The organism is Rhizobacter sp. P3_B12 (genome assembly GCF_056402895.1).
Genome location: NZ_JBFUGN010000672.1, coordinates 1 through 3431 on the forward strand (window position 1 = coordinate 1; position 3431 = coordinate 3431).

The 3431-nt window shown below is 69.0% G+C and carries 2 protein-coding genes; both read right to left on the reverse strand.

Features of this window, described 5'->3' with window-relative positions:
* Positions 1-3008: efflux RND transporter permease subunit (locus tag AC1D01_RS25890; RefSeq protein WP_477871463.1), on the reverse strand; the 3008-nt coding region annotated here is incomplete at its 3' end.
* The coding region (locus tag AC1D01_RS25895; protein ID WP_477871465.1) for an efflux RND transporter periplasmic adaptor subunit at positions 3005-3431 on the reverse strand (427 nt) is incomplete at its 5' end. The genes AC1D01_RS25895 and AC1D01_RS25890, both read right to left, overlap by 4 nt.

Genomic DNA, 3431 nt, shown 5'->3' on the forward strand with positions numbered 1-3431 from the left:
GTGATGTAGAGCGTGATCGCCTGCGAGAACACCAGCCCGCCGCACACCGCGAGGCCGAGCGGCTGGCGCAGTTCCGCACCGGCGCCCAGCCCCATCGCGATCGGCAGCGCGCCCATCAGCGCCGCCAGCGTCGTCATCATGATCGGCCGGAAGCGCAGCACGCAGGCCTCGCGGATCGCCTGCTCCGCCGCCATGCCCTGCGTGCGCTGCTGCTCAAGCGCGAAGTCGATCATCATGATCGCGTTCTTCTTGACGATGCCGATCAGCAGCAGGATGCCGATGGTCGCGATCAGCGTCAGGTCCATGTTGAACAGCTTCAGCGTCAGCAGCGCACCGACCGCCGCCGACGGCAACCCGGCCAGGATCGTCAGCGGGTGGATGTAGCTCTCGTACAGCACGCCCAGCAGCACGTAGATCACCAGCAGCGCGCCGACGATCAGGATCGCCTGGCTGCCCTGCGAACTCTTGAACACCGCCGCATCGCCGCCGTAGCTGGTGATGATCGACTCCGGCAGCTCGATCTCGGCGCGGTAGTGCTCGATCTTGCCGGTCGCGTCGCCGAGCGCGGCACCGGGCGCGAGGTTGAACGACACCGTGACCGCCTGCAGCTGGCCGACGTGGTTGATCGAGGTCGGGCCGACGGTGCGCGTGACGGTCGCGAAGCTCGACATCGGCACCAGCGTGCCGCTGGACGAGCGCACGTAGATGTTGTTGAACGCGCTCTCGTCCTGCTTGGCGCCGGGCGCCACCTCCATGATCACCTGGTAGCTGTCGACGGCGGTGTAGATGGTCGACACCTGCCGCTCGCCGAACGCGCTGAACAGCGCCGAGCGCAGCGCGTCGATCGAGACGCCCAGCGTGTTGGCGCGGTCGCGGTCGATGTGCAGCGACGCCTGCAGCCCGCGCAGCTGCGAGTCGCTGGTCACGTCGCGGAACAGCGGGTCGGTGCGCAGCTTGCCTTGCAGCTTCTGCGCCCAGTCGTTCAGCTCGTCGGCCTTGACGCTCTGCAGGATGTATTGGTACTGCGCCTTGCTCTGGCGGCCGCCCAGCTGCAGGTTCTGGATCGGGCGCATGAAGACCGCGATGCCGGCCACGTCGCGCAGCTTGCGGCGCAGCCCCTCGACCACCTGGGTCATGTCCTGGCGCTCGGCATGCGGCTTCAGCGCGACGAACATGCGGCCGGTGTTCTGCGCGCCGCCGCCACCGTTGAACGAGCTGACGGCCAGCACGTTCGGGTCGTCGCGGATGATGGCCGCGACGCGGTCCTGCAGCCGCACCATCTCCGGGAACGAGGTGTCTTCCGAGGCTTCGGTCTGCACGCTGAGCTGGCCGATGTCCTCCTGCGGGAAGAAGCCCTTCGAGATGCTCGCGAACAGCCAGCCGGTGGCGAGGAACGTGACCGCCGCGACCAGCACGACGGCCATGCGGTGGCGCAGTGCCACGTCGAGCGTGCGCGAATAGGCGCCGAGCAGCAGGTCGAAGCCGCGCTCGAACGAACGCACCAGCGCGCCGGGCGGCTTCTTGTGCGCGTCGTCGGTCAGGAAGCGGCTGGCCAGCATCGGCACCAGCGTCAGCGAGACGAAGGCCGACGCGACGATGGCCAGCGAGACGATCACCGCGAACTCGTGGAACAGCAGGCCGATCACGCCCGGCATGAAGAAGATCGGGATGAACACCGCGATCAGCGAGGTGGAGATCGAGATGATCGTGAAGCCCACTTCGCGCGAGCCGCGCAGCGCCGCGCCGAACGGCGCCTCGCCGTGCTCGACGTGCCGCATGATGTTCTCGAGCATCACGATCGCGTCGTCGACCACCAGGCCGACGGCGAGCGTCAGGCCGAGCAGCGAGATGTTGTCGAGCGTGTAGCCGAAGCCCCACAGCAGCGCGATCGCGCCGACCAGCGACACCGGCAGCGACAGCGTCGGGATCGCGGTGGCGACGAAGCGGCGCAGGAACAGGAAGATCACCAGCACCACCAGCACGATGGTGCCGAGCATGGTCAGCGTCACGTCATGCAGCGATTCGCGCACCGACACCGAGCGGTCGTTGACCAGGTTCATGCGCACCGACTGCGGCAGCTGCGCCTGGAAGCCCGGCAGCGCGGCGCGCACCGCGTCGACCACCTTGACGGTGTTGGCATCCGGCTGGCGCTGGATGGCCAGCGTGATCGACGGCTCGCCGTTGTAGCTGGCGAAGGTCTTCACCGTCTCGTAGCTGTCCTCGACCGAGGCGACCTCCTTCAGCCGCACCGGGTTGCCGTTGCGGTTGCTGACGATCAGCTCGCCGAACTCGGCGGCGTTGCGCAGCTGGCGGTTGGCCTGCAGCGTCAGCGTCTGCTTCGGGCCTTCGAGCGTGCCGACCGGCGTGTTGGCGTTGGCCGCGCCGAGCGCGGCGTTCAGCTCGTCGAGGCTGATGTTGCGCGCGGCCAGCGCATCGGGCTGCACGCGCACCCGCACCGCGAAGCGCTTCTGCCCGTAGATGTTGACCTGCGCGACGCCGGCCAGCGTGGAGAGCGACGGCGAGATCAGGTGCTCGGCGAAATCGTTCAGGTCCGACAGGTTCAGCGACGGCGAGGTCAGCGCGATCAGCAGCACCGGCGCATCGGCCGGGTTGACCTTGCGGTAGGCCGGCGGGCTGGTCATGTCCTGCGGCAGCTGGCGCTGCGCGCGCAGCAGCGCGGCCTGCACGTCGACCGCGGCGGCGTCGATGTCGCGGCCCTCGTCGAACTCCAGCGTCACGGTGGTGCTGCCCAGCGTGTTGGCCGAGCTGATCACGCTCAGGCCGGGGATGGTCTGGAACTGCTTCTCGAGCTGCAGCGCGACCGAGGTGGCCATCGTCTCCGGGCTCGCGCCCGGCAGCGCCGCCGAGACGTTGATCACCGGCGTGTTGTAGCTCGGCAGCGCCGCCACCGGGATGCGCGTGTACGCGATCACGCCGGCCACGACGATGGCGGCGTTCAGCAGCACCGTCATCACCGGACGGCGGATGAACAGCTCGGACAGGTTCATGGCGCGACTCCCGAAGTTGCGGATGTCGTGGCGGATGTCGTGGCGGATGCCGCAGCCCCCGCAGCCTTGCCCTTGCCGGCCCCGCTCGCCGCGCGCTCGGCCACCGGCGCGCCCGGCCGCAGGTTCTGCCGGCCGTCGACCACCACGCGCTCGCCCGGCTTCACGCCGGTGACGACCGCATCGGTGCCGGCCGCCTGCACCACCGCGATCGGCCGCGCAACGGCCTTGCCGCCGTCGTCGACCACGTAGACGATGTTGCCGCGCGGGCCCTGGATCAGCGAGGCCTGCGGCACCACCGTGGCATCCTTCAGCGTCTCCACCACCAGCCGCACGCTGACGAACGCGCCGGGCCACAGCGTCTGCTGCTTGTTGTCGAACACCGCCTTCACCTTGACGGTGCCGGACGACGCGTCGATGTTGTTG